The sequence below is a fragment of the Marinomonas arctica genome (assembly GCF_003259225.1).
GTDB classification, from domain to species: domain Bacteria; phylum Pseudomonadota; class Gammaproteobacteria; order Pseudomonadales; family Marinomonadaceae; genus Marinomonas; species Marinomonas arctica.
In genome coordinates this window covers 111353-133112 of the sequence record NZ_QHJF01000006.1, presented here as the reverse complement: position 1 = coordinate 133112, position 21760 = coordinate 111353, and the positions used below count along the sequence as shown (strand labels likewise).

The following is a 21760-nucleotide window of genomic DNA, read 5'->3' as shown; positions in this document are numbered from 1 at the left end:
GATTTTATTCGAATGGTTTCTATGCTTAATCTTTCGACGGTATCGAAAGGTCGATTCTGTTTAAAGGGTTTTTCTGAACGGTTGCAGTGATTTACATTGGTTTTGTTCTTAATACATAAAAATAAAATTTGAGAGGAAGAACACGTGAAAACCATTAACTCGACACCATTTGGTTTGAAGTTAGTTGCCTTGGCAATTGCTTCAAGCGCAAGCTCAGCCTACGCATTTAATATTGAAACCAATAATTCTGACTTTAGAGCAAGTCTGGATAATACACTTAAATACAGTACGGCTTTTCGTACTAAGGATGCCTCGCCAGGTTTGACTGAGGGGAGTGCAGCGACTAACTTCAACGACGGGGATAACAACTTCAATAAAGGGTTGGTATCTAATCGTTTAGATCTTTTTTCTGAACTGGACCTATCTTATAAAGAGGCTGGCGTTCGCATCAGTGGTGCGGCTTGGTATGACGATGTTTATCACCAAGATACCGACAATACCAGTACGACTTCAAACCATAATCCTGCGAGTGAGTTCTCAGATACCACTAAAAAAACAATGGGCGGTGATGCTGAAATTCTTGATGCTTTTCTGTACTCCCGATTCCCAGTTATGGATGGAATGGATGGCACTATTCGGGTTGGCCGCCATAGCTTGTTGTGGGGCGAAAGTTTGTTTTTTGGCTCTAACGGTATCGCTGGCGGTCAAGGTCCTGTTGATGTGGTGAAGTTGTCCTCTGTGCCTAACTCTACCTTTAAAGAAACCATGCGACCAACCGGTAAGGTTTCGATCGATATTCCTATTTCTGAAACAGCTTCGTTGGGAGCTTATGTGGGTTATGAGTGGGAGAAATCTCGCTTCCTTCCAGCAGGTTCTTATCTTTCTGCAGGAGATACCTTAGAAGGTGAGCAGGTTCTTGCTGGTTCATCAAGTTTCAAACACACAGCGGATGAAGAGGGCTCTGATTCGGGTCAATATGGTCTGCAGCTTAAATGGAGTGATTACGATATTGGTGCAGACTTTGGTCTCTATGCCATTCGTTTTGATTCTACTTCACCAAGCAATCTTTACACCATTCTGAACGCTTCTTTTCAGCCTAGTCAATACAAATGGGCGTATGCAAAAGGCATTGAAGCGTATGGTGCCAGTATGGCAAAAACGGTTGGCATCTGGAGTTTATCAGGAGAAGTTTCTTACCGTGTAAATGCTCCTTTAGCGAGCACTTCTCAAACAATCAATGCTAATACTCCACAATACAACAATGATGGCACTCCTGGTTATGCGGTAGGTGAAACGGCGCATGCCCAAGTGTCTTGGCTTGCCAGTTTAGGTCCAAACTTCTTGTCTAAAGAATCTAGCTTCCTTGGTGAGGTTGCTTGGAATACTCGTGTCAAAACTACTAAAAATGAAAATATGTTGAACCCAAATGCTGACCGTTCTGCGTTAGGGATACGCATGGTTTATTCACCCACGTATCGTCAGTTTTTTGATGGTGTTGACCTGACACCATCTATTGGAATGGGGCATACATGGGGTAAATCTTCTGCCTTAGGATCTTCTTTCGGTGTAGATGATGGCGGTGATGTTAACGTCGGTGTTACGGCAGTGTATTTGAATCGCTGGAAAGGATCTCTAAATTATATCAAATACTTAGGGGATGAAGGTGTCATGAATGAAAATGCAAGTACAGGCGGTACGAATGCGACCTATAAACAATCGCTAAAAGATCGAGACTTCATTTCGGCTTCTGTCAGTACCACCTTTTAATTTTTTGGAGAATGATAATGCACAACAATAAAAAACACTCTCTTAGTATGTTAGTCGCTTCTGCGGTACTAGGTTGTTTTTCACTGGCTTCTTATGCGGCAGTAAGTCCAGAGGAAGCGGCACGATTAGGTGTAGATTTAACCCCTTTTGGTGGTGAAAAAGCGGGCAATAGTGATGGTACTATTCCTGCCTGGACTGGCGGTTTTAATGATCCTATCCCAGGTGAAGTATTAGGTGGTAAGCGTCTTGATCCTTTTGCTAAAGAGAAGCCTTTATACACGGTTACTGCAGCGAATATGGATAAGTACGCTGAGAAGTTAACGGATGGTGTGAAAGCGATGCTGAAAAAGTATCCAGATACTTATCGCCTGGATGTTTACCCAACTCATAGAACGGCGACGGCGCCAGAGTGGGTATATAACTACACAGTTCAAAATGCGTTGAAGGCCAAAATGGACGGGCACAATATTACGGGTGCCTATGCGGGTATTCCTTTTCCTATTCCTCAAAATGGTTTAGAGGCGATTAATAACCACCGTTTGTCTTGGCGTGGTGTGAGCTGGGAGTCGGAGATTAATCAATATCAAATAACATCAAATGGCAATGTTGTTTTAACCACAGATGGCTTATTAAAAAACCAGATGCCCTATTACTTTCAAGAAGGCTCTAGTGAAGAGTTTGATGGTTATTTTTGGGAAGTCAATCTAGAGAACTACGGACCACCTATTCGCGCTGGTGAGCGCATTGTTGGTCGAACCAATTTAGATGATAGTAAGAGTGCGGCTTATGTTTATTTAACGGGTCAACGACGTGTTCGTAAACTGCCTAATGCCTGTTGTGATACCCCGACGCCTGCTACCGCTGGCTTGATGTCATTTGATGAGCTCAGTGTCTTTTCTGGAACAACAGAAGTATTTGACTGGAAGTTACTGGGCAAGAAAGAAATCTTTATTCCTTATAACGAAAATCGCTTTTTACAATACAGTGACGAGCAAGCAATCTCTGGTAGCCATTTAAATCCAGATGCTGTGCGCTGGGAGTTGCATCGTGTTTGGGTCGTAGAGGCAACACTTGCGGATGGCAAACGCCACCAAGCAGCGCGAAGTAAATATTATCTCGATGAGGACACTTGGCAGGCTTCCCTTGGTGATCGCTGGGATTCCAATGGTCAGTTATGGAAAACCCTCTGGCAGTTTAACTACGTCATGCCAGAGTTTCCTGGAACGATTCCGCAGACATTCGGTTTTTACAACTTACTGTCTGGTGAAGCCTATATTGCCAACATGATGAATGATAAATCGTTCCATAACAGACCAGTCGAGCGCATACCTACGAGCACTTTCACAGGGCAGGGTTTAGCGCGCCAAGGTACGCGATAAGTTCCGTTAATACTCAGTTAATCCGATTATTTTTGCATCAAGGGGAGAGTCTAGCCTTCCCCTTTTGGCCTTGCTTGTCCTTTTGATGCAGTTTTTTGGATGATTGAGCGTATTTTCAACCAGATCAGCTGTTTGTCAGCTCTTAATAAACGATGTTGGAGTATTTATGTTTCGCTACTTTCCCACCAATTATCCATGGGACCTTTCTATCAATCTTGCGTTAGAAATGGGGGCGCGTATTGGTGAAATTGAAGAAATGTGTGCGCCTCTTCAGGAAGCGGCAAAAGCAAAAGACGCTGCAGGCTCTAAAGCTTTTCGTGAAAGCTGGGAGCGTATGGCTGATAAGTTATGCGAGCTGGCTAAGGAGGACGAAGATCGCGGTCGTTTGATTTCAGCGGGTGACAAATATGGCCGTGCGGCGACTTATTATCTTACAGCTGAGCGCTTGCAAGGTCATGGCTCACCAGGTCGTCAAGCTTTGTATCAGCGTTTTCTGGATGTCTTTGCTCGTGGTCTTGCATTATCAAAAGAAAATTGTGAACGAGTTGAGATTCCATACGAAGGCAAACACCTTTCTGCATTGTACGTTCGCGCTGAAGGTGTTGGCGGTAAAGCGCCCATCTTGGTGCAAGTGAACGGTTTGGACTCTACAAAAGAAATGAAGTATCGCGTTGGTTTACCTGCGTGGTTAGCGAAGCGAGGCGTTTCTTCACTTATTGTTGATCAGCCGGGTACAGGGGAAGCACTGCGTTTACAAGGCTTTACGGCTCGTTTTGATAGCGAGCATTGGGCAAGCCGTATTGTTGATTGGTTAGAAACCCGTGAAGAAATTGATGCCAAACGCATTGGCATGGAAGGCGTTTCTCTGGGCGGTTATTACTGTCCTCGTGCCGTGGCATTTGAGCCTAGATTTGCTTGTGGTGTGGTGTGGGGAGCAAACCACGACTGGCGCGATGTTCAAAAACGTCGACTAGAAAAAGAAGGCAGTTTTCCTGTCCCTCACTACTGGGAACACGTGCGTTGGGTATGGGGGGCAAAAGACATGGATGAATTTATGGTAATTGCTGAGAAGGTTCATTTGGATGGTGTGTTAGATCGCATCAAGGTGCCATTTTTGGTGACGCACGGTGAAAAAGATTCGCAAATCCCATTGAAATGGGCTCACCGAACTTACGAGCAGTTAGTGAATAGCCCGAAACGTGAATTAAAAGTCTTCACTGATCGTGAAGGGGGCGTTCAGCATTCTAGTTTTGATAACTCTGCCAATGCTGGGGCTTATATTGCCGATTGGGTCGCAGAAACACTGAATGGTCATACGGCCTAATCACAAAGAGGATAGGAAAAATGAAAATAGTAGGTTTAGAGACTATCGTTTTTGGTGTTGAAGATGTCGCTTCTTGCGCGACCTTTTTAACCGATTATGGTTTATTCCCTGTTGATGTTACTGAATCCGGTGGTCGCTTTGAAGCCTTAGATGGTACCGCTGTTGTCTTGGCGCACGTCTCAGATAAAAGCCTTCCTGCCAGCATTGGCAATGGTTGCATGATGCGAAAAACCGTTATGGGTGTGGCGGACGTTGCCACGATTGAGGCGATTACCGAAGAGCTGAGTAAAGACCGAGAAGTTCGCCAATTAGCGGACGGCTCTATTGAATCTACGGACGATTCTGGTTTTGTCATTGGTTTCCAAGTCACCACTCGTAAGGAATTGAATTTGGCAGGTGAAATATCTAACGTGCCTGGTTCACCCTTTCAACGTCCTGTGAATCATCTTGCTGTCAATGATGAGATCGGACAAATTCGTCCTCGCAGTTTATCGCATATTGTGTATTTCGTTCCTGATCCAGTGAAAGCGGAAGCCTTTTACGTGGAGCGTTTAGGTTTTCGTTGTACCGATAGATTTGAAGGTACAGGTCCATTTTTACAACCAGCAGGCACTTTGGATCACCACACACATTTTTTGATCGGTGCGCCGCCGTTCATGAAAGGTGTTGAGCATTTCACCTTCCATTTTGGTGGTCCAACCGAGATGATTCAAAACGGTTCTCGTTTTATTGAGAAGGGCTATCAGGCATTTTGGGGGCCGGGTCGACATATCTTTGGATCGAATTGGTTTTGGTATTTCAATAGTCCATTTGGTTGTCACATTGAGATGGATGCCGACATGGATTTGCATGATGCTAATTGGGAGCCTCGTGTTGCTGCATCTAATGCAGATACATCGCAGACTTTTCTGTTGCGCTATCGCGACAAATGGGCACCAGGAAAAGACACACCTCATAATGGGGATTACGAGTAACTTTATAGTAGAAAAAGCGTATTTTGGGGCTGCTGCAGAGTGTTTTTCGCAGCCTCATCATAGGCTGTGAAAGTGGTGTGATGCCGCTACCACGTAATAACAATAAACAAAGTGGATGATAATAGTATGTTGATGATATCTGTGAGATACGGGACTTTTTGCTTTACGGATCGAAGAGAAGCGACCTTTCTAATGGGAGGTGCGCAATGAGCCATCGTTTTGGATTGAAAGGCAATCTTGCTTTGATGGTTTCCCATTGTGCGGGCATGCTAGACCTAGTGGCATTACCTCTGTGGGTAGGGATTTTGGTCGCTTCTTATCAATTTGACAGTCAGCAAGCGGGTGGTCTCGTTACTTTATTTTTAATCGGCGCTGTTTGCGCCAGTGTATTAATTGCCCCGCGTTTTAAAACCTTAAATCGACGTATGGTCGCTAGCGTTGGTTTTTTTGCTTCAGGTTTATGTTTCTTTGCCGCTTCTCAAACCAACGATTATTTCCAGTTAGCTTTATTGCATGTTGTAGCGGGTGTTTGTTCCAGTGCGGCACTCAGTATGGCGCACGGTATGTTTGCTCGTGGAGAAAATCCGCACCGGTTGTTTGCTATTGCAGGTCTTACCCTAGGTGTTATGGGGTTTGTCTTCATGGGCGCAACACCCAATATTACTCAGGCGGTGGGTGGACATTCATTGTTTATTATCTTTGGTGGCATCATGACGCTTGCTGCTCTTGTTTGTGCGGTGGCTTTTCCTTCAGTGGTTCTGGATCACGAAGAAAATGCGAATAACAAGTCGATAGAGACTAAGATCCCGTCTAGTGTTTGGTTTGGCATTGTGGGCATTAGCTTAATGGCAGTGACTCAAGCCATGACATTTAGTTTTATGGAGCGCGTGGGGAATGATCGAGGTTTCTCAACAGACTCTGTGACTTTGGTATTGGTGGTCATGGCCCTGATAAACATTGTCGCAGCCGCCCTTGCTGGTATTTTTCAAAAGCGTTTTTCTGCCCAATTCGTGTTATTTGCCGGTCCTGTTCTGCAGATTGTTTTGTCTAATATCATGATGAATGCCAGCAGTTTTGCGTTTTATGCTGCATCAGCGGCCTGTTTTGTTTCTATTATGATATTCACTCATACTTTTGTGTTTGGCCTATTGGCTCGTTTGGATGTGTCCGGTCGCGCCATGGCGGCAACGCCTGCGATGCTAATGATTGGCGCAGCGATTGGGCCTGTATTGGGTGGCACCATTATCAAGCTATTTGATTATCAAGGGATAGGCATTGCCGCTTTCGTCTTTGGTACGATTTCACTGGTTTGCTTTATGCGTGTCTTTCAGCACCGATCCGATGCTATTTCTACTGAATCTGCGGTTTGAGGTGGATCATGTTTAGCCAGAAAAAAATAGCAACACGAAAGGTCTCTGTTCGTTTTATAGGCAATGGTAGGCTGGCGCTATTTTATTTGATCGTTTTTTTCTGTGGTCGAATTGATGTGAGTGTTGCAGCCGTTGCCGATGCTATCGATCGTCCTGCTATTGAGTCTAATTTGGGCGTGCATTCTGTTTTGTTGTCGGTGACATCTGTTGGTGATCATTTTATTGCTGTTGGTGAGCGCGGTTTGATTTTGCGCTCCGATGACGATGGAAAAAGCTGGCATCAGTTGTCTTCACCAGTCAGTGTGACTTTGACGGGGGTAAATTTTTTTGATGATGAAAATGGCTATGCTATTGGTCACGGCGGCATTGTTTTGCGTACTACAAATGGGGGAAAGGATTGGAAAATACAGCTAAATGGTCAACAGCTAGCAGAAAAGCTACTACAACAAGCTGAGAAATCTAAAGACGAAGAATCTATTCGTCAGGCTACATTGCTGATTGCAGACGGTCCTGACAAACCTTTTTTAGATCTTTTGGTGCTCGGGCGCGATCATCTTGTGGTGGTCGGTGCATATGGCTTTGCCTTTGAAAGTATTGATGGCGGCCAGACTTGGGTATCTTGGATGGAGCAAATTGATAATCCATTTGGGCTGCATTTATACAGTATCCGTAAACAAGGTGAGCGCATACTGGTTACAGGTGAGCAGGGTTTTGTCGCACTTTCTATTGACAATGGTCAGTCGTTCGAAACCATTGAAACGCCATATGAGGGCAGTTTTTTTACCGCTCAGTTGCTTGGTCAAAATGAAATAGTACTTGCAGGATTACGGGGCAATACCTTGGTATCCGAAGATAACGGTCTGTACTGGAAAGACATTAAAAACCCTATCAGTTCGTCGATTATGGCCTCTTTTATTCATTCTGATGGCCAAGTCATCATGGCAAATCAAGCGGGAACCTTGCTTGGTTTGAGAGAAAATCGATTGGTTCCACTGACTCGTAAGCGCCTCCCACCTTTAACCAATGTACTGGAAAAAGCGAACGGTAGTGTACTGGCTTTAAGCATCAATGGACCTGTCTCTATTGATGTTGGAGATTTCAAATGAAACATCAGTCTACTAATTTAGCCTCACCTGAAGAGACCTTTGATCCTAGATCAGGCTCTTTTATTGAGCGAGTGTTATTCAATCATCGTTTCGTCGTTATTATTATTTGTGCCTTGGTAACGGGGTTATTAGGCTGGCAAGCAACCAAATTAACCATTAATGCGAGCTTTGAAAAAACCTTACCAACGCATCAAGAGTATATTCAAAACTATTTAAAATATGAAAATGAGTTAACCGGCCTGGGCAATGCGTTACGTATTGCCGTAGTGAATCCTAATGGCAGTATTTATGACGCTCATTATCTAGAGTTATTACGTCAACTTAGTGATGAAGTGTTTCTATTGCCTGGTGTAGACCGAGTACAAATGACGTCTCTTTGGACGCCTTCAACTCGCTGGATTGGGGTAACAGAAGAAGGCTTAGATGGCGGTCCTGTCATTCCAGAAGGTTACGATGGCTCTCCTGCTAGTTTGCAAACATTAAAGGACAATGTGGCGCGTTCGGGGCAAATTGGTCAATTGATCGCGGCAGATGAAGAATCCACTATTATCTACATGCCATTGCTAAGTGAAAGTGCCACGGGTGAAGCGTTGGATTACGCAAAATATTCTGATGTGTTGGAAGAATTGCGTGCCAAGTATCAAGCCGAAGGCCTAGAAATCCATATTAATGGTTTTACCAAGGTAATGGGCGACTTAATCGAAGGTGTTCAAGCGGTTTTGTGGTTCTTCGCATTAGCGGTGGTAATCGCGACCATTATGGTGTTTTGGTATACCCGTTGTGCGCGTTCGACCTTCTTAGTGGTATTTGCTTCTATCTTAGCGGTGGTATGGCAGCTAGGTATTCTGCCTACGCTAGGATATGTATTAGACCCGTATTCTATCCTAGTGCCTTTTCTGGTGTTCGCGATTGGTATGAGCCATGGCGCGCAGAAAATGAATGGCATTATGCAGGATGTTGGCCGTGGCTTTGACAAGCTAGTGGCGGCACGTTTTACCTTTAGACGCTTGTTTCTTGCAGGATTAACGGCGTTGTTGGCTGATGCCGTTGGCTTTGCTGTGTTGTTAGTGATCGACATTAAGGTAATTCAAGAATTAGCCATTGCGGCTTCTATCGGGGTGGCTGTACTGATCTTCACTAACCTTATTCTTTTGCCCATTATGCTGTCTTATGTTGGGGTTGGTGAAAAAGCCGCACAACGCAGTGTCATCAATGATATTGATGTTAATAACGTAAAAAAAATGCCGGCTCTGTGGGTCTTTTTAGACAAGTTTACCCAGCGTAAGTGGGCAACTGGCGCTTTAATAGCAGGTGCCGTGCTGGCCGTTGGGGCGTTCTCTTTAAGTACCCAATTGAAGATCGGTGATCTCGATCAAGGGGCTCCTGAACTACGCCAAGATAGCCGTTACAATCAAGATATCGCCTTTATGAATCAGCATTATGGCGCTTCCAGTGATGTGGTAGCGATCATGGTCAAAACGCCTGATGGTCAATGTGCTCAATACGATACCTTAAAAAAAATAGACGCACTTGAGTGGCAATTACGTCAGCTTCCTAGCGTGGAGTCGACAAATTCTTTGGCTCTATTATCTCGTCGTGTGTTGTCGGGTTTAAATGAAGGCAATCCAAAATGGTACGAGTTTTTACCTAACCAAAGTATGTTGAATTACATCACGGCGGGCGCACCACGAGGTTTGTACAACAGCAGCTGCAATTTGTTGACAGTGTATGTCTATCTGCAAGATCACAAAGCGGACACCTTAAGCGGTATTGTGAATCATGTAGAAGCTTTTGCAAAAGACAATAATACCGACGATGTGCAGTTTCTATTAGCCGCAGGCAGTGCGGGGATTCAAGCGGCAACGAACATTTCAGTAAAAGCCGCTTGGTATCAGATGTTGTTCCTTGTGTATGGCGCCGTGGCTTTATTGTCTCTTATTACATTCCGTTCGTTTAAGGCTGTCGTTGTGGCGTTACTTCCTCTGATGCTGACGTCCATTATGGTGGAAGCCTTAATGGTGCAATTAGGCATGGGGGTGAAAGTCGCCACCTTGCCAGTTATTGCCTTAGGGGTCGGTATTGGTATCGATTACGCCTTGTATATTTTGTCCATAACCTTGGTTGGATTACGTGAAGGTACTAGCTTATCTCAGTCTTATTTAAGAGCGCTTAATTTCACCGGCAAAGTCGTAATGTTAACCGGTGTGACCTTGTCTGTTGGGGTGATTACTTGGATTGCTAGCCCGATTAAGTTCCAAGCGGACATGGGGTTATTGCTGGCGTTTATGTTCATTTGGAACATGTTAGGAGCGCTGGTTTTATTACCTGCTCTTGCGCATTTTCTGCTTAAGCCAAAATATGCAAATGACACCAAAACGCATGATGAGCCAGCGTTATGAACGAGTTTGAAGTAAAAAATCTATGCCATCTTGATGATATTGAAGAGGGGGCTACAAAAGGTTTTTTGGAGAACGACGCTGGGCATGATTTGTTTTTCGTCGTGAAGATTGATGGCCAGATATTCGCTTGGAGAAATGCTTGTCCTCATGTGAATGGGGCACCCATGGCGTGGCGTAAGGATGCTTACATGGATGCTAAGAAGCAACATGTCGCGTGTCATGCCCATGGTGCCTTGTTTGAACCTGATACGGGAATGTGTATTCAAGGTCCTTGTCTTGGTAAGGCATTAGAGAGCATTCCTGTTTATGTTAATCAAGCGGGTATGGTTTCGATTCGAGTAACAGACATTAGCTTATTGTACTAACAACAAAAATAAGGAGTCATTAAATGGCTGCAGTAAAGAGAGTATTGGTCATTGGTGGTGGTTTCTCCGGTATGGCCACAGCAATTAAAATGCGCCGTCATGGCATTCAAGTCGATCTTGTTGAGATTGATCCAGAGTGGTGTGAGTTGGGTGCAGGTATCACCATTAATGGCGCGTCTATGCGGGCGTTAGAAAATCTTGGACTGTATCAACAAGTGGTTGAGAAAGGGTGCGTCACCGATGGCGTGTCTATGCATTTGGCTCATGGCCCTCTCATTATGGAGTTACCAACACCCAGTCCTGTTGGTTCTTCGGTAGGTGGAAGTGGCGGTATTTTTCGTCCTACTTTGGCTCGCATCATGTCTACTGCAACGCTTGATTCTGGTGTGAGTGTCCGTTTGGGTTGCACTTATACTGATATTCAACAGACAGAATCTGCTGCAGTTGTGACTTTCACCGATGGAAGTACGCACGAGTATGACCTTGTTGTTGGCGCAGACGGTGTGCACTCTAAAATTCGCAAAGAATTTTTCCCTGAGGTACCTGATCCTGAATACATAGGTCAGGGAGTATGGCGAGCTATTATGCCGCGCCCAGCCGAGATCAACCGTGTCACCATGTGGATGGGTAACCACCTTAAACTTGGTGTGAATCCTGTGTCTGATACTCATATGTATATGTTTATCACTGAAGACCGTCCTACGAAAGAACATATTGATAAAGAAACTTGGCCACAGGTTTTCGCGAGTTTAATGGAACATTTTCCGAACCCAACGGTGACCGCGCTGATTCCTCATGCTTTAGAGGAAGGGGCAAATATTGATTATCGACCATTGGCTAATTTATTAGTGAAAACACCTTGGAGTAAAGGCCGTTTGGTGATGGTGGGCGATACGGTCGCCGCGACCACGCCTCATCTTGCCTCCGGCGCCGGAATTGGTATTGAAAGTGGGATCGTCTTGGCCGATGAATTAGCTGCGAACGATGACCTTCAAACCGCGTTGGACAAATTTCATGATCGTCGTTGGGAGCGTTGTCGCATGGTGGTCGAAAACTCGGCGCGTCTGTGTGATATCGAAATTCATGGCGGCGACAAGGTTGAGCACTCAAAACTGATGCGAGAATCATTAATTGCGTTAAGTCAACCAATTTAATACTCCCTTTGGGCAGCGCGATGATGTCTATTGCTGACCGCTGCCACTTTTTTCTATCAATATTTTGTTTTATTTAAGAGGTTTTCTCATGAGTTTTCCCGATATTTACCGTGTGGTCACGGGACATGATGAACAGGGTAACGCGATTATTTTAGAAAATGGTCCACTTAATACCGTAATGGATTTAGAGGCGGTGCCGGGCACTCGATTTCATGAAGTATGGAATACCAGCGAGACTCCCGCTCAGATTACTCACACACAATCAGACCCAACTCTTGGGCCAGTTGTTTTGCCTCCGATGAAATCGGGCACTCGAATTCGATTTGTTGATATTCCGCCGGACACAGAAGAGTTTTTGGCTCAGGGCAAAGGCAATATGAAGGATATGTTTTCCAAAGTCGGTGATGGCGATGCCTCTACCGTCAAAGACGATTCGCCTCATCCTTTGATGCATCGTACTGAGTCAGTGGATTACGGCATTGTTATTGAGGGTGAGTTGACCCTAATTGTGGACAAAGGCGAAGCCATTTTAAAACCCGGTAGCGTGGTTGTTCAACGTGGTACTAACCATGCGTGGGCGAATCGTTCTGGGAAAATGTGTCGCATGTTATTTATTCTCGTCGGTGGGCAGTACGACGATCAATTGGCTAACGCCTTGGCTAAATAAGGAGTCATATAATGAAATTCGCAACCTTACCCAATGGCACCTTAGATGGTCGTCTTGTTGTTGTTTCAAAAGATTTAACCAAAGCCGTCGACGCCACAGTTATCGCCCCTAATTTATTGTCGGCTGTGCAAAATTGGCAGGAAAAATCAGCAGACCTACAGGCTTTGTATGATTTGTTAAACGCAGGAAAAGTGGATTTTTCATTTGATTTTGAGCCATCCGTTTGCCTAGCTCCATTACCCAGAAGTCCACAGTGGCTAGATGCGTCGGCCTTTACCAATCACGGTAAACTGATGGAGCAAGCATTCAATACCAAACCTATTCCAGACTTCGACACGATTCCGGTGATGTACCAAGGCGCGAGTGACGATTTTCAGGGGCCAACTGCAGATATTGTGATGCCAAATGAAGAAGATGGGATCGACTTTGAAGGCGAGTTTGGCGTGATTACAGGACCAGTACCTATGGCGGTGACTCTGGACGAAGCGGCTCAGGCGATTTGTTTATTGGTGCAAATAAATGACTGGAGTTTACGAACGTTTGGGCCTCGTGAAATGGCAACGGGATTTGGCTTTTTACAGGCTAAGCCGTCTTCCAGCTTTGCGCCGGTTGCTGTCACCCCAGATGAACTGGGTGATGCTTGGAAAAATGGCCGAGTAAATATGCATCTTAACGTCACCTGGAATGGTGAGCGTTTTGGTGAACCTCATGGCAGTGAAATGAACTTTTCGTTTCCGCAATTGATTGCTCATGCAGCACGAACGCGCAAATTAAGCGCAGGTTGTGTCATTGGATCTGGCACGGTTTCTAATAAATCCCGCGATGCAGGGTCTGCCTGTATTGCCGAGCGACGAGTGATTGAAAAGATTGATCTTGGTGAGATCAAAACTCAGTACATGCGTTTTGGTGACACTGTCCGTATGCAAGCGAAATTTGATGATGGCCGCGATGGTCCGTTTGGTGTGATTGAGCAAAAAGTCATCGCGAACAAATAAATAAGGGCTGTCAGATGCATGTATTAATTACGGGGGCAAATGGCTTTGTTGGACAAGCGCTGGCAAACCATATTCTTTCACAAGGCCGAGTTGGAGAAAGCAAGGTCTCGCGTTTGACCTTATTAGATCGTCAGTTTGATGAGCCTGTTGCGGATAGTTCATTACTGGACTTAGTGGTTGAGCAACAGAGCGGCGATCTTGCAGACGATCAATGGTTGAAAGACACTCTAGGGCGTTTCCCCATGGATGTTATTTACCATCTGGCCAGTATTCCCGGTGGCATGGCGGAAAAAAATGATGAACTCGGCCGTCGAGTGAATATTGATGCCACCATGACCTTGCTGGAAAGCTGTAAAGCGCAAACCGAGTCGACAGGGCACAAGCCAGTATTGGTGTTTGCCAGTAGCATTGCGGTGTTCGGCACCATGCCAGATTTGGTTACCGATGATACGCCACTGAAACCTCAGATGAGCTATGGCGCGCACAAAGTCGTGAGTGAGGTGATGATCAACGATTTTAGTCGCCGTGGATGGGTCGATGGGCGCTCGTTACGTTTACCGGGCGTGTTGGCACGACCACCTGCTGAAACAGGACAACTGTCGGCTTTTTTGAGCGATATTATCCGTGAAGTCTCTCAGGGGCATACTTTCGTTTGCCCCATGTCTCCACAAGCAAAAACATGGGCGTCTTCTCTGCCGAACATAGTTGAAAATCTTATTCATGGTGCAGCGGTAGAAGAAAGCAAGCTAAAGACGACTAGAACCTTTACCTTGCCCACTCTCTGTTTCAGCATGGCAGACATGGTCGATGCCATTGGCGTTGTGTATCAGCAAAAAGCAAATGAACTCGTTAGCTATGATCCAGATTCTATGATTGAAAACTTGTTTGGACGCTTTCCACCGCTAGAAACTCCTGCTGCCGATGACGTGGGTTTTCAACATGATGGGAGTTTGAATCAGCTAGTAGAGCGGGCTTTATTAAAATGAATTCACTATTTTCGCTACAAGATAAGGTGGTACTGGTTACAGGCGCGTCCGGTGGATTAGGTTCTGCCATTGTCGATACCATGGCCGCTCATGGCGCCAAGGTAATTGCATCAGATAGGACGGATTCGAATACCGAGAAAAGTGGGGCGGTTTTTATTGCCTGTGATTTAAGTCGTAACGAGGACATAGATAAGCTGGTTGAGCAAGCTAAGGCAGTTTATGGTCGTATTGATGTTCTTGTATCGAATGCTGGCGTACAGGGACCCGCTGGGCCAATAGGGTTAATCACCGATGACGACTGGGATTTGGTCATGTCGGTCAATTTAAAAAGTGCATTACGGCTTTGCTCTGCACTGATTCCTGATATGGCGGAACGAGGTCAAGGATCGGTGATTTTAATGTCTAGTATCGCTGGACTAAGGGGCAATAAGGCCATTGGGCTCTATGGTTTATCTAAAGCCGGATTGGCGCAGCTAGCGCGTAATCTAGCTGTCGAGTGGGGTCCTAAAGGAATTCGAGTCAATGCAATTTCCCCTGGTTTGATTCGAACGCCTTTAGCCATAGAATTACTTGAAAACGAGCAATTCATGCAACGCCGATTACTCGCCACACCACTCCGTCGAGTCGGCGAACCCGAAGAAATCGCCGGCGTGGCGGTGATGTTGGCAAGTAGGGCGGGTGGCTTTATTTCTGGGCAAAATATTATTGTTGATGGCGGTACGACTATTAGTGATGGGCAATAGATTAACAGATCTACATGCAATGGAATGCTGTCGTTATGAGATAGGCTTTTCTTCAATTTTAAAGGCAAACGAAACGGATTAATGTGATATTTTGGTAACATATAATCCATCTGTTGCTTTATTCTTTGGCTCTCAGTGTTATCCAGTACACACCGCTTTTAAGAGTAAATCATCCCTTTCCAGCGGATACCAGGTTGATGTCGATTGATTCTTGGCATCTGATGATGCGCTAAAAGATTGCGTGAAATCGGTTCTAGCTCCCTGTACGCAATCGATGATTTGCGGTACGCGTTTGGCCAGGTGGCGACGTTCAAAGAAGTATAAGTCGACTAATACGAGGTTCGGGTCGATTTTGTTCTTTGCTGAGTTAGCTACATCGGCGGCAATAAAGCGTAGAGTTTGTGGGAATACGTAGCTCCAAGGGCGCCAAGGGGCTTCTTCTTGTACCGTTTTGACCACCACAACCCCTTCTGGCAATAAACTGGCTTGGTGATGGTACCAATCGTATTCTCCTTGGATTTGGAATCCTAACATCGCAGCGCCAGCAAACACTGGAACCAGCCATTTAGGGGCGGTTTTTTTGGTCAGTTTTCTTAACATTAGCGCAATGCCTGCGCCACCAATACCGGCAAAAATGGTTGCAATGAGTTCCCAAAACATAAGTCTTCTCTTTTTTGATTTTGTGGATTCTTATTATAGGTAGATTGGGTCTCACAAAGAAGTGAGACCCAATGGTTTAAGGTGTGCTTTTTAACCCTTAGTGGTCAACAGCACCGCCGGCACCTTGAGGATAGCGAACGCTTTCAACGAGGTCTTGGATTTCTTTTGGTGGTGGCGCTGTCATCGAAGAGACAGTGAATGCAACCACAAAGTTAATCACCGCACCAATGGCACCGAATGACAATGGTGATACACCGAACCACCAATTAGCAGGAGTATTGGCGAACGACGCTGTACCTGGGACGAAGAACCAGCCAAGGAATAAGAAGATATAAACCAAGGTAGATATTAAGCCCGCTAGCATACCAGCCACAGCACCTGCGCTGTTCACACGTTTCGAGAAAATCCCCATCATTAGAGCTGGGAAAATAGACGCCGCCGCAATACCAAATGCTAATGCCACTACTTGAGCCGCGAAGCCTGGCGGGTTCATACCAAGATAGGTTGCTACGGCAATGGCCACGAACATGGATACCCTTGCGACCCTTAGTTCTCCTTTATCACTAATATTGGGGTTTATTGAGCCTTTAATTAAGTCATGACTGATGGCCGATGATATTGCTAGCAATAGACCTGCCGCCGTTGACAGTGCTGCCGCTAAGCCACCCGCTGCGATCAGACCGACTACCCAACCTGGAAGGTTTGCAATTTCTGGGTTCGCCAATACAAGGATGTCACCGTTAACGGTTAACTCATTACCTTCCCAACCACGTGCTGTTGCTTCATCTTTAAATGCAGGAACATCATTGTAGAACTGGATACGACCATCCGCATTTTTATCGTCAAACTTGATTAAACCAGTGGTTTCCCATGTTTGCATCCAGTCAGGACGTTCCGCGTATTCAACAGATTGTTCTGTTGGACCAGATGGGTAAATAGTGGTTAACAGATTCAAACGAGCCATAGACGCAACGGCAGGAGCCGTTAGGTATAACAAGGCAATAAAAACAAGCGCCCAACCTGCAGACCAACGCGCATCAGCGACTTTCGGTACGGTGAAGAAACGAATAATAACGTGTGGCAGACCCGCTGTACCTATCATTAATGATAATGTAAACAGAACCATGTTGAGTTTGTTATCCACATCAGCCGTGTAATCTCTGAAACCCAGTTCACGAACCACTTCATCTAGCTTCTGTAACAAAGGTACGCCAGATTCAGTATGATTAGAGAAAAGACCGATAGCAGGAATAACCGAATCGGTTAACTGTAAAGAGATGAACACCGCAGGAATGGTATAAGCAATGATGAGTACCACATACTGCGCAACCTGCGTATAAGTGATGCCTTTCATGCCGCCCAAAACGGCGTAGAAGAATACAACCACGGCCGCGATCAAAAGACCGGTATTGTTATCTACTTCTAAGAAGCGAGAGAAGGCGACGCCTGCGCCCGTCATCTGACCGATAACATAGGTTACCGAAGCAATGATTAAACAAGCCACGGCGACGAGGCGGGCGGTGTTACTGTAGAAGCGATCACCGATGAAATCTGGCACAGTAAACTTGCCGAACTTACGCAAATACGGTGCGAGTAACATCGCCAGCAGTACATAACCCCCTGTCCAGCCCATTAAATACGTTGAGTTAGCATAACCGCCAGCCGCGATTAAGCCCGCCATAGAAATGAAGGAGGCTGCAGACATCCAGTCTGCGGCGGTGGCCATACCGTTTAATATTGGATGGACACCGCCACCTGCCACATAGAACTCTTTTGTCGATCCGGCCCGAGCCCAAATGGCAATACCGAAGTAAAGCGCAAAGGAGCCGCCAACGAACAATAGGTTGATAGTAAATTGATCCATACGACTTACTCCTGAAGGCCAAATTCTTCATCAAGTTTGTTCATTCTCCAAGCGTAGAAGAAGGTCAACAAGATGAATACAAGGATAGAGCCCTGCTGAGCAAACCAGAAACCTAGGTCGGTTCCTCCGATTTGAATGCCTGAGAGCATAGGACGAAGTAAGATGGCGCAACCATAGGATGCTAGCGCCCAAACCACCAAGCTACCTAATATGAGCCTGAGGTTGGCTTGCCAGTATTTTTCTGCATTAATGTTATGATCTGACACGGTAGATCTCCTTATAATTATTTTTATACGCCTTGTTAATTTAGCAGGCGTTTGTCTAATAAGAAGTCAGACTTTAGTCGCATAGTGCGATTTTTAACCGCGATGTCTTTGTGCGTGAATCGTGTAATAAAAACGAGAAAGTAAGAGTAGATACAATGTATAAAGAGATTAAACAGAAGATTCTTTCGGTTTGCGCAGAAAAAATCAGGAAAAAGGGCGAAAACGTTCAGGTATCGTTTTATGCTTTTTTTGCCAATAAAAACGATGATCCAAAGACCTTGATGGCGATTGCTCGCTGGTGGATAGAAGGACATCAATTGAATCATTTTGAAAAAGCCACCAAAGTTTATTCCTTGGTCGCATCACTTGATGATGCCTCTGCCTTTCAATTGCCTGCAGTTCAACAAGACAAAGGTCTCAATCACCTGACCTTGAGTGTTACCAATCTTGAGGCTTCACTTCATTTTTATTGTGATCTGCTTGGTTTTAAAGGTGAGGTTCGCTGGAATAAGGGGGCTTACTTGTCGTATGGCAATTGTTGGCTCTGTTTGTCATTAGGTGAAGCGAAACCCAGTCAGGACTATACGCATTTTGCGCTTAGTTTTGATGCTCTAGCCATAGCTTGTATTCAGGAAAAAGCAGCCTTTAAAACGGTAAAAATCTGGCAAGAAAACACGAGTGAGGGAGATTCTTTATACATTAAAGATCCAGATGGACATAAACTTGAACTTCATGCAGGATCTCTAGCAACCCGCCTTGAATCTTTAATAGCCAAACCTTATGAAGGACTGATTTGGATGGAGTCGTCTTTATGACAATGATAAAGCATTCTTTTACCATTCAAGTGATTCGTGCCGAAGAGACATTGACGATTCGGCAGAGCGTGCTTTGGCCTGACAAATCGATTGATTTTTGTCGGATCAGCGACGACGAAGAAGGGGAGCATTTTGGTGTGTTTATGGGCAGTAGCCTAGTGTCAGTGGCTTCTGTGTTTTATGATGGTAGATCAGCAAGACTGAGAAAGTTTGCCACATTACCTGAGTATCAAGGTCAAGGTATTGGTAGTTTGCTGCTGACCTCCATCATTGAACGGCTTAATAGACAAACGCTGACTTATTTTTGGTGTGATGCCCGAGAAAGCGCAACGACTTTTTATGAAAAGTTCGGCATGACGAGCCAAGGTGAGCGATTTTATAAAGGTGATGTACCTTATCGCAAAATGTCCTTAACATTCTAAGAGCTAGAGAGGTAATGGGTGATTCAAGCAATTTTCGTGTCGAAAAAATCAAAACAGTCTCAGATTGGGATTGATGCTGTGAAAGTCGATGCGGGTAAAGGCATTGTCGGTGATCGATATTATGGCAAGAAGGGCAGTGACGGTCCTAATATTACCTTTGTGGAAAGTGAAGAAATCGCCGCTTTTAATGCGAATTTCGGGCAAAGTATTGGGCTTTCTGCCACCCGACGCAACATAGTGACCCAAGGTGTGCGACTTAACCAGCTGGTTGGGCAAGAGTTTTCCATTGGTGATGTGCGTTTTTATGGCGTGGAGCTTTGTGAACCTTGCGGCTCGTTAGGGAAATCCTTAGCCAATGATTCTATTTCATCACCGCAGGTCGTTAGAGCTTGGTTACGTCGTGGCGGTTTACGAGCGAACGTATTGAGCACCGGTATTTTGCGTACTGGCATGCAGTTTAATTTGATCCAGAAATGAGCCAATGAGAATAGGCGAATGGGTAAAAGATAAGCAATAGTCCTTTCTGGGGCGTTTATTTTATTCGGATCTAATTTTTGACCGTTGTGACGGATTACCTCTTTGTTCTCTGATTTTTAAAACCTGCAACTGTTTGATTTATATGTTTTTGTAGGTCGTGGCTTTAGCCCGACAGGATGTAATTTGTCGTGGTGAGGCTTTTGTCGGCCTAAAGGCGCGACAAGATCGATTGAAGTTGTTTTTTTGCAGGATTAACAAAGTTCAGCATTGTTCGAATAATAAACCGATATCCTGTCTTTTATAACGTTTTAAACAATATCTTCAGCCAACACAAAACGCTTAATATCATTAAACTCTTGATTGAAGGGTTGCGGTTGCGGTGTGTATTTTCCAGCCAAACAACGTCGAACGATTGCTTCCGCTTGCGTTAGGTAAGTACGTCTATCCTCTGTCGAGCTTGCATTGTGCTCTGCTGTTGATGGTTGTTGCCACAGCAAATCGGCCAGTGACTTAGGTGTGTTGGATTGCCCTTGGAAACGCCACAAATCGGCCGTTTGATCATAAGCGTAATAGGGCAATAACTTGATGCCGTGTTTGGCTACAAAATCAATGGCTTGTAAAATAAACATGGTTTCATCATCGTCTAAGAAATAATTCAAATTGAAGCGAACCCAACCTGGTTTAACCAGCTTTTCGCCTTTTTTTAGGGCTTCTTGAATGCGTTCTGATTCCCTTGTGTCTATGCCCAAAAGCTGGTGTCCATAAGGGCCTGCGCAGGAACAACCGCCTCGTACTTGAATACCAAACAGGTCATTTAACATGGCGGTGATAAAGCCATGATGTAAGTAGCCAAAGTCGGTGTTGACGCGAAACGCGGTAATCGACAAACGGGCAGCATCAGCATGACCTAATCGCTCAATAGTGGGGTGATTGTGCCAATGTTTATCAATCCGTTGTACTAGCTCGTGTTCACGGGCCTCAATGACGTTTTCCCCCACAGCTTGTTTGAGCTGAAACACCAAGCCAGCGCGAATCGATTCGATAATACCGGGCGTACCCCCTTCTTCTCGACGAACGCCAACGGGCAAAAAAGTATGATCCTCCGGTGTGACAAAAGACACGGTACCGCCGCCAATAAGACTGGGCTTTTGGTTAGTTATAATGGCTTTTTTGACCACCAGAATTCCCGGAGTCCCTGGTCCACCGATAAACTTATGGGTTGAGAAAAACATGGCGTCTTTGGCCAGTATTTTGTCTGCGCTTGGATTCATATCCAGCGCCACATAAGGCGCGGCCGCGGCAAAGTCCCAAAAAGCGAGGGCGTTATAGCGATGTAGCAAGGCGGTAATGGCATCCTGATCGCATAAAATCCCTGTGACGTTGGATGCTGCGCTGAAACTACCGATGAGGCGTCTATTTTGATTGGCTTTTAGTTTTGCCTCTAAGGTGACCAGACAAACGCCACCGTCTTGTGATTCTGGGATGCGAATGACGTCAATGCCCAGCTCTCGCCACGGTAATTCGTTGGAGTGATGTTCATAAGGACCAATAAAAATGCAGACGTGTGCTTTTTCAGATTCATTCAATTGGCGCAAGCCTAATTGGCTAATTAAGGTGTTAATCGCGCTGGTGGCGCCACTGCCACAAAATATCACCAAGTCTTCGGCTGAGGCGTTAACGGCTTGTTGAATGTGCTGACGAGCTTGCTCGCGAAAGGCGGTGGTTTGTTGGCCTGTGGCATTGGCTTCGGTGTGCGTATTGGCGTACAGCGGTAAGACATGTTGACGAATGGCGTCTTCGATAAAATCCAGACTGCGGCCAGAGGCGGTATAGTCAGCGTAAGTTAAGGTTCTTGCGCCAAAAGGGGTATGAATTTGTGTATTTTTGCCGATGATGCCGTCGCGAATGCGGGCAAGCAAAGCCTCTTGATTGGATTGGCTTGTGGTACTTTGCGCTGGTGTTCCTTGATGTGAAATATTTTCTGCGGCAGCAACGGACATGTTTCTTTCCTCATTTGGCTTGCCGCA

20 protein-coding genes are annotated in these 21760 nt (G+C 45.4%); 16 read left to right on the top strand and 4 right to left on the bottom strand.

What is annotated here, in order from left to right; genetic code table 11:
* Positions 1–144: 144 nt before the first annotated feature.
* The 13 genes from DK187_RS05475 to DK187_RS05415 all read left to right on the top strand — a co-directional run bounded on the left by DK187_RS05475 (position 145) and on the right by DK187_RS05415 (position 15229).
* Positions 145–1767 (top strand): DUF1302 domain-containing protein, encoded by a 1623-nt coding sequence (locus tag DK187_RS05475; RefSeq protein ID WP_111606326.1) that lies wholly within the window; start codon positions 145–147, stop codon positions 1765–1767.
* A gap of 17 nt (positions 1768–1784) precedes the next feature.
* Positions 1785–3146: a DUF1329 domain-containing protein gene (locus DK187_RS05470; RefSeq protein ID WP_111606325.1), complete on the top strand. Its 1362-nt coding sequence runs from the start codon at positions 1785–1787 to the stop codon at positions 3144–3146.
* A gap of 166 nt (positions 3147–3312) precedes the next feature.
* A complete protein-coding gene (locus tag DK187_RS05465) occupies positions 3313–4470 on the top strand; it encodes an alpha/beta hydrolase family protein (RefSeq protein WP_111606324.1) in 1158 nt (385 codons plus the stop codon).
* Positions 4471–4490: 20 nt separating this feature from the next.
* Positions 4491–5444, top strand: coding sequence for a VOC family protein (locus tag DK187_RS05460; RefSeq protein WP_111606323.1), 954 nt, complete (start codon positions 4491–4493; stop codon positions 5442–5444).
* Between the two features lie 206 nt (positions 5445–5650).
* Positions 5651–6814: an MFS transporter gene (locus DK187_RS05455; protein WP_111606322.1), complete on the top strand. Its 1164-nt coding sequence runs from the start codon at positions 5651–5653 to the stop codon at positions 6812–6814.
* An 8-nt stretch (positions 6815–6822) separates the two neighbouring features.
* Positions 6823–7920: a YCF48-related protein gene (locus DK187_RS05450; RefSeq protein ID WP_223232322.1), complete on the top strand. Its 1098-nt coding sequence runs from the start codon at positions 6823–6825 to the stop codon at positions 7918–7920.
* Entirely contained in the window at positions 7917–10319 is a 2403-nt protein-coding gene (locus DK187_RS05445) for an efflux RND transporter permease subunit (RefSeq protein ID WP_111606321.1), read from the top strand. The genes DK187_RS05450 and DK187_RS05445 overlap by 4 nt, the downstream gene beginning before the upstream one ends.
* Positions 10316–10684 carry a Rieske (2Fe-2S) protein gene (locus DK187_RS05440; protein ID WP_111606320.1) on the top strand — a complete coding sequence of 123 codons (369 nt, stop codon included), beginning with the start codon at positions 10316–10318 and terminating at the stop codon, positions 10682–10684. Before DK187_RS05445 ends, DK187_RS05440 begins: the two co-directional genes overlap by 4 nt.
* A 23-nt stretch (positions 10685–10707) precedes the next feature.
* Positions 10708–11838, top strand: a complete 1131-nt coding sequence (locus DK187_RS05435) for an FAD-dependent oxidoreductase (RefSeq protein ID WP_111606319.1) — start codon at positions 10708–10710, stop codon at positions 11836–11838.
* An 88-nt stretch (positions 11839–11926) separates the two neighbouring features.
* The gene (locus tag DK187_RS05430; protein ID WP_111606318.1) at positions 11927–12505 is read left to right on the top strand and encodes a cupin domain-containing protein; all 579 of its coding nucleotides are present in this window, start codon (positions 11927–11929) and stop codon (positions 12503–12505) included.
* 11 nt (positions 12506–12516) lie between these two features.
* Positions 12517–13500, top strand: coding sequence for a fumarylacetoacetate hydrolase family protein (locus DK187_RS05425; protein ID WP_111606317.1), 984 nt, complete (start codon positions 12517–12519; stop codon positions 13498–13500).
* A 14-nt stretch (positions 13501–13514) separates the two neighbouring features.
* Complete coding sequence (locus tag DK187_RS05420) at positions 13515–14486, top strand: NAD-dependent epimerase/dehydratase family protein (RefSeq protein ID WP_111606316.1); 972 nt, start codon at positions 13515–13517, stop codon at positions 14484–14486.
* Positions 14483–15229, top strand: a complete 747-nt coding sequence (locus tag DK187_RS05415) for an SDR family NAD(P)-dependent oxidoreductase (RefSeq protein ID WP_111606315.1) — start codon at positions 14483–14485, stop codon at positions 15227–15229. The genes DK187_RS05420 and DK187_RS05415 overlap by 4 nt, the downstream gene beginning before the upstream one ends.
* 138 nt (positions 15230–15367) lie before the next feature.
* Here the strand turns inward: DK187_RS05415 and DK187_RS05410 are convergent, their stop codons facing one another.
* From DK187_RS05410 to DK187_RS05400, 3 genes are all read right to left on the bottom strand, one after another.
* Positions 15368–15889 (bottom strand): hypothetical protein, encoded by a 522-nt coding sequence (locus DK187_RS05410; RefSeq protein ID WP_111606314.1) that lies wholly within the window; start codon positions 15887–15889, stop codon positions 15368–15370.
* 97 nt (positions 15890–15986) lie between these two features.
* A complete protein-coding gene (locus tag DK187_RS05405; RefSeq protein WP_111606313.1) occupies positions 15987–17753 on the bottom strand; it encodes a sodium:solute symporter family protein in 1767 nt (588 codons plus the stop codon).
* 5 nt (positions 17754–17758) lie between these two features.
* Positions 17759–18019 (bottom strand): DUF4212 domain-containing protein, encoded by a 261-nt coding sequence (locus DK187_RS05400; protein ID WP_111606312.1) that lies wholly within the window; start codon positions 18017–18019, stop codon positions 17759–17761.
* A 155-nt stretch (positions 18020–18174) separates the two neighbouring features.
* Between DK187_RS05400 and DK187_RS21550 the strand changes: the two genes are divergently transcribed.
* The 3 genes from DK187_RS21550 to DK187_RS05385 are packed head-to-tail and all read left to right on the top strand — an operon-like array spanning position 18175 to position 19733.
* Entirely contained in the window at positions 18175–18834 is a 660-nt protein-coding gene (locus DK187_RS21550) for a DUF6500 family protein (protein WP_373289494.1), read from the top strand.
* On the top strand, positions 18831–19256 hold the full coding sequence (locus DK187_RS05390) for a GNAT family N-acetyltransferase (RefSeq protein WP_204355582.1): 426 nt from the start codon (positions 18831–18833) through the stop codon (positions 19254–19256). Before DK187_RS21550 ends, DK187_RS05390 begins: the two co-directional genes overlap by 4 nt.
* Before the next feature lie 18 nt (positions 19257–19274).
* Entirely contained in the window at positions 19275–19733 is a 459-nt protein-coding gene (locus DK187_RS05385; protein WP_111606311.1) for an MOSC domain-containing protein, read from the top strand.
* Positions 19734–20041: 308 nt separating this feature from the next.
* Here the strand turns inward: DK187_RS05385 and DK187_RS05380 are convergent, their stop codons facing one another.
* Positions 20042–21733, bottom strand: a complete 1692-nt coding sequence (locus tag DK187_RS05380; protein WP_111606310.1) for an aminotransferase class V-fold PLP-dependent enzyme — start codon at positions 21731–21733, stop codon at positions 20042–20044.
* Positions 21734–21760: the final 27 nt, after the last annotated feature.